This window comes from Embleya sp. NPDC005575 (genome assembly GCF_040605455.1).
GTDB lineage: Bacteria > Actinomycetota > Actinomycetes > Streptomycetales > Streptomycetaceae > Embleya.
This window is the reverse complement of record NZ_JBEXCV010000291.1, coordinates 1-5328: the sequence shown is the minus strand read 5'-3', so window position 1 is coordinate 5328 and position 5328 is coordinate 1. Positions and strand designations below refer to the sequence as shown.

Sequence of the window (5328 nt, the reverse complement as noted above, 5' to 3'; positions counted from 1 at the left end):
CGGGCGCGCACGCCGACGGCACTGCGCACGGAGTAGCACGCGGCGGCGCGGGTCGAGGCGGCCGAACCGGCGCCCCGGCCCGGCCGTAGCGTGCGGCTCAGGCCTGGGACCTGACCTCCCACAGGTCCGGGAAGACCGGGGAGAACAGGGTGGCGCGCAGATACGCGGCGCCGGCCGAGCCGCCCGTGCCGATCTTGGCACCGATGGTGCGCTCGACCATCTTCATGTGCCGGTAGCGCCATTCCTGGAGGCCCTCGTCGATGTCGACGAGGGCCTCGCAGACCTGTGCCCCGTGTCCGGTCTCGTCGATGTAGACGGCCTTGAGGGCTTCCTGTACGTCCGGGTCGGGTTGCCACGCGGTGCTCGTATCGCGCTCCAGAACGCGCTCGGGGACCGCGTATCCCAGTCCCGCGAGGTGCCGCAGCAGCGAGTCGAACACGGACGGGCGGTGGGCGGCGGCCTTGAGCCCCTCGTCGTCACCGGTTTCGTAGCCGCCGAACTCGCGCCGCCCGAGCACGGCTTCCAATTCACGGAACTGCGCCGACTGGAACCCGCTGGAGGTGCCGAGCGCGTCGCGGAAGGAGGCGAACTGCCGGGGCGTCATGGTCTCCAGGATGTCCAACTGGCCGACGACGGTCTTCAGGATCTTGGCGACCCGCCGCGCGGTGTGCAGGGCACCCGCGCCGTTGCCACTCTCGAGTTGTCGCTGGAGCAGTGCGACCTCGTGCAGGATCTGCTTGAACCACAGCTCGTAGACCTGGTGGATGACGACGAACAACATCTCGTCGTGCGCTTCGGTCCTCGGCTCCTGGCAGGACAGCAGGGTGTCCAGGCGCAGATAGCTTCCATACGTGACGACCGGGGCGTCGCTCATCGTCGCTTCCTCTCCTTGCGGGCTTTTCCACCGTTCCGACGGGCCGGAAACGACGGGCACCATCCTGTGCGGGTCGAGCCCTTTCCGGAATGGCCGACGCACGGAAGCAGACCCGGTGGATGTCATGATCGCGACGCATTGGGCGGGTCTTGTTTACGTTCGTGAATCGGTCGAGCATTGCCCGGGGCGGCGGCCGGACGGCGGTGGATCTATCCGCCGGGCCGGGGCCTGTCCGGCGGGTCGGCATCGGGACCGGGGGTGCCCGCGGTGTCGGCGCCGGGTCCGGATGCGCTCGTCTGTCTGTGCAGGCCGATTTGAACGGCGCCCAGGACGACCCGTCCGATCACGCCCAGCGCGACCAGGTCCACCAGCATCTGGATCGTGGCCAAAACGCGCGCGATGTCGGACGTCGGCGCGATGTCGCCGAAGCCGACGGTCGTGAAGACGGTGACTGTGAAGTAGAGCGCGTCGGTTCGGCTCATCGGTTCGGTGAAGGCGTCCGCGCGGTCCGATCCGATCAGGAAGTACGTCGTGGCGAAGAGCACCAGTAGGAAGGGCAGCGAGACGGACAGGGCCTCGACGGCCCGCAGTCGTGGCCGGTCGGCGTGCATGATCGCATCGATCTGCCAGGCCACGAGGACAGCGAACGCGAGCAGCCCGACAATGAGCCCGACCTCGGCGGCGACGTCGAATGGGCGATCCAGCGGAAGGACGTAGTACAGGACCAGCAGCAGGGTGGCGGTGAGCAAGCCGCGCAGCAACCCGAGCATCATCAGCCGTAGGCCGACCGGATCCTTGGTGGCGAACAGCGTTCCTCTCAACGTCGACGTCGGATCTCCGGGCGACTGGTCGGGTGCGAAGATCCACCTCCTCGGGCGTCACTGTAGCCCGCATATGCGACAAATAGGAGTGAATCGCCCGGCGTGGCGTGCGTTCACTCCCAGTCGAGGGTTTCGCCGGTACCTTGGTGATGTACTCCGGCCACCCGGAACGCGGCCGAGGACCGGTGGTTGCCTCCGGCCTGCGCCGGCGCTAACGTCGCTCGGGTGACTGCCGGGTCGGCCATGGGCCATTCACGAGTGAGGCGCCCGGCCTCGGCGTGAGTCCGAGGCGGGCCAGAGCCCCGCCCTTCCCTCTCCGTTCCTCGCTTTTGGCGCCCGTATGAGGCGCCCGCCCGCACGGATTTCGAGACCTGGAGAGGCTCCCACCGATGACGCACGACCAGCAGCGACCGCAACTTCCGATATCCACCGTGCAGTTGAACCACACCGCCATCTACGCCAAGGAGCGGCAGCCGGCGGCCGAATTCATCGCCACGATCCTGGGCCTGGAGGTCGGCACCCCGTTCGGGCCGTTCGTACCCGTCGAACTCGGCAACGGCGTGACACTCGACTACTACGAGAAGAGCGACGAACCGATCCAGTCCCAGCACTACGCGTTCCTGGTGCCGGACGGGCGGTTCGACGGCATGATCGCCCGCTTGGAGGCGCTCGGGGTCACCTACTACGCCGACCCGCACCACACCCGGCCGGGCGCGATCAACGACCTCTTCGGCGGCCGCGGCGCGTACTTCGAGGACCCGAACGGCCACAACATGGAGATCATGACCCGGCCCTACGTCCGCCCGTAGCCGACCGCCGGGGGCGGGCGCCGAGCTCTGTCACGAACCAGCGTGGGGATCGGGCCGTCGTCGCCGAGCCGGGCGGCCGGACCTCGGCGGCGGCCGACCGAGCGGAGGCGGAACAGGGCCCCGGTGAGCGGGAGTTCGTCCGGGGCTGGGGACTCCAGGGCCGCCCGGACCCGATCCGGGTCGGCCTGGATGCGGCGGCGGTGGTCGCTGCGGAAGTCATGGACTGGGAGCAGTCGTTACAGCGCCGAGTCGGGCACGCCGTCGGCCTTCGCGGCCCGTGTCCGGCTGCGCGCGCCCACCTTGCGCACCAGGTGTGCGTAGCGGTGCCGGCGGTGCGTGGGTCGGGCGAGGGTGCCGTCGCAGGCGGTGCGTTCGAGGTTGTCGAGGACTGCCTCGATCACCGCGTTGTGCACCGCTCTGGTGACCAGGCACCAGAGCACGCGGTCGGTGCCGCGCGGGTGGCTGCGCAGCGTGTGGGTGACCGTGGTACCGCCGCCGGGCGCTCGGGTCAGGGTGAAGCCGTGTTCGCCGCCGTGCTCCGGCGGAAAGGCGATCCACAGGCGGTGTTCGGGCTCGACGGCCTCGATCCGGCAGCGCATGCCCCGATGGTGGAAGGGCGCGCCGGGCCGAAGTCCCTCGGGGGCCTCGACGCTGCCCCAGTCACGAGGGAAGAGCCGGTCGCCCGGGCTGCCGATCCGCGCGAGGACTTCCCACACCCGCTCGGGGGGTGCGGCGACAACGCGCCGATGAGTGTTGATCATGACGACTCTCCGATTCTGGACGGTGCCGTACAGAACGTAGACTATACGGCACCGTCCAGAACCGGCAAACACCGAAACACGGGCCGGGACGAAGAACGACAGCCGCGAACACGCACTGAACAGCACCGAACCCAGCACTCGACCCGGCACCGATCACAGCAAGGGGCCCCATGCCGCGTACCGCCCGACTGACTCGCGACGACTGGGCCACCGCCGCGCTGGCCGCGCTTATCGAGGGCGGATTGGCTGCGGTCGCGGTCGAGCCGGTCGCTGCCCGACTCCAGGCGTCCAAGTCGAGCTTTTACTGGCTCTTCGAGAACCGGGAGGCACTGCTCGCCGCCGCACTCGAACGGTGGGAGCGAGTGCAGACCGAGGAGGTCCTCCCGCGGCTCGCCGCGATCCCCGACCCGGCCGACCGACTGCGCATGCTCATCCAGCACTCGTTCGCGTCCACTCAGGGCGGCACGCTCGCCCTGCTGCTGCTCGTCGAATCCGACCACCCCGCCGTGCGCGAGGTGGCCGAGCGGGTCACCCGACGACGCCTGGCCACCATCCGCGACACCCTCGTCGAATACGGCCAACCACCGGACCAGGCCCGCCACATCGCCACTGCGGCCTACGCGGTCTACTTGGGCACGGCCGCACTGCGCCGCGTCGACGCGGCCCCCGACGAGGACGCTTCCACCTATATCGACACCGTTCTGGCCGCGTTCGGCGTACCCCCGCGCACCGGCGACGAACGGTAGCCGGTCGACACTCGGCCTCCGCACGCCGTGCGCTCGTCGGGTCGGCTCGGCGCAGGGCACCGGCGGATTCGGATATGCGCAAGCGAAGAAGGCCCGGCACATCGCGTGACTTGGCGCATGGTCCGTTGTGATCGACCACGCCGACACGCAACTCGGCGCGTCCAACCCTTTATGCCGACCGGAGATGATCACGCGGTGACACTTTCCAAGTGGAGTCCCGGATCTGTGCGGAACCGGTAACAGCGGTGCGGCCCGCGACGGCGGCTGGTTTCCTGGGACGACGGGCCGCCGCAGGGCGTTTCGCACGTGGATCGGTCCGGGGGGACGAGGTCCGCGGCCCGTCTTCGTGCACACACACCGAATCCGGGGGGAACACGGTGCAAAGTTCCGTTATGTCCACGCGCGTAGTCCGCCGATCCATCCGGCGCGCCGCGCTGCCGCTCACCGCGCTCGTCCTGGTCGCGGGGCTCAGCGCCTGCGAGTCCGACACCGGCGACGCCGACAAGGCGAACCCGAAGGCCGTTACGACCCAGCCGGGCAAGCCCGGCGACACCACACCGAACGCCCCGGGCTCGGCCGGCACCAAGCCGCCCGCCGACAAGCCCGCCGACGCGTCCGCGGACCCGAAGGCGCCGCAGGCCAAGGCACCGGCAACGAAGGCGCAGTTGACCGCCGCACTGCTGGACGCCCAGGAACTCCCGGCAGGATTGACCGTCAAGAAGACCATCGACCCCGAGGAGAGCGAGACGCCGACCGCCTCCGACCCCCGGTGTCAGCCGCTGGTGGGTCAGGGCCGGACCAGCGTCGCCGCGATCGAACGCGACCTCGTCGGCGGCACCGACCCGCAAGGAGTCGTCCATCCCGACACCGATGTCGTGCTGAGCAGTTACCAACCCGACCGGCTCGACCGTCAGTGGACCACGTACATGGCCGCGGCGAAGACCTGCAAGCGGTTCACCTTCCAGGTCGACGGCGGCACGGTCGAGTACCAGGTGCTCGACGTCCGGATCGACGCCTACGGTCCCGGCAGCATCGAGATCTCCTCGATGCTGCGGGTCCAGGGCGCCACCGCGCCGTTCACCCAGGCCATCGCCCGAGTCGGCACGACCGTGGTGCAGTTGCGGGCAAGCGGCGAGGACGACACCACGACCGCGCCGACCTTCCCGGACCACCTCGTCCGCGGCCAGATCGACAAGGTCAGGTCCGAACTCGGCGGCTGACCCGTTCCGTACGCCCGCAGAGAAGCGGGGCGGGGCGCGGGCCGGGGCCGGAGCGGAAGCGGGAGCCGGCCCCGTGCCCGGCTCCCGCTTCCGCCCC

At 69.8% G+C, this 5328-nt stretch carries 6 protein-coding genes; 3 read left to right on the top strand and 3 right to left on the bottom strand.

The annotated features are described in order from the left end of the window. Positions 1-97: 97 nt before the first annotated feature. Both ABZS54_RS42060 and ABZS54_RS42055 read right to left on the bottom strand, forming a co-directional pair. Positions 98-874 (bottom strand): tryptophan 2,3-dioxygenase family protein, encoded by a 777-nt coding sequence (locus tag ABZS54_RS42060; protein WP_355548458.1) that lies wholly within the window; start codon positions 872-874, stop codon positions 98-100. A 209-nt stretch (positions 875-1083) separates the two neighbouring features. Then, positions 1084-1695 (bottom strand): potassium channel family protein, encoded by a 612-nt coding sequence (locus ABZS54_RS42055; RefSeq protein ID WP_355548455.1) that lies wholly within the window; start codon positions 1693-1695, stop codon positions 1084-1086. Positions 1696-2084: 389 nt separating this feature from the next. Here ABZS54_RS42055 and ABZS54_RS42050 point away from each other — a divergent pair, with 389 nt between their 5' ends. After that, entirely contained in the window at positions 2085-2504 is a 420-nt protein-coding gene (locus tag ABZS54_RS42050; protein WP_355548452.1) for a VOC family protein, read from the top strand. Between the two features lie 236 nt (positions 2505-2740). Here the strand turns inward: ABZS54_RS42050 and ABZS54_RS42045 are convergent, their stop codons facing one another. After that, on the bottom strand, positions 2741-3265 hold the full coding sequence (locus ABZS54_RS42045; protein WP_355548449.1) for an SRPBCC family protein: 525 nt from the start codon (positions 3263-3265) through the stop codon (positions 2741-2743). A gap of 170 nt (positions 3266-3435) precedes the next feature. Between ABZS54_RS42045 and ABZS54_RS42040 the strand changes: the two genes are divergently transcribed. Together ABZS54_RS42040 and ABZS54_RS42035 are read left to right on the top strand one after the other, a co-directional pair. Further along, a complete protein-coding gene (locus ABZS54_RS42040) occupies positions 3436-4011 on the top strand; it encodes a TetR/AcrR family transcriptional regulator (protein WP_355548446.1) in 576 nt (191 codons plus the stop codon). 392 nt (positions 4012-4403) lie between these two features. Continuing rightward, positions 4404-5231, top strand: coding sequence for a hypothetical protein (locus ABZS54_RS42035; RefSeq protein ID WP_355548443.1), 828 nt, complete (start codon positions 4404-4406; stop codon positions 5229-5231). Positions 5232-5328 lie beyond the last annotated feature (97 nt).

Coding starts and splice junctions, on each gene's coding strand:
- ABZS54_RS42060 (WP_355548458.1), bottom strand. CDS start 874: ATGAGCGACGCCCCGGTCGTCACGTATGGAAGCTATCTGCGCCTGGAC.
- ABZS54_RS42050 (WP_355548452.1), top strand. CDS start 2,085: ATGACGCACGACCAGCAGCGACCGCAACTTCCGATATCCACCGTGCAG.
- ABZS54_RS42045 (WP_355548449.1), bottom strand. CDS start 3,265: ATGATCAACACTCATCGGCGCGTTGTCGCCGCACCCCCCGAGCGGGTG.
- ABZS54_RS42040 (WP_355548446.1), top strand. CDS start 3,436: ATGCCGCGTACCGCCCGACTGACTCGCGACGACTGGGCCACCGCCGCG.
- ABZS54_RS42035 (WP_355548443.1), top strand. CDS start 4,404: ATGTCCACGCGCGTAGTCCGCCGATCCATCCGGCGCGCCGCGCTGCCG.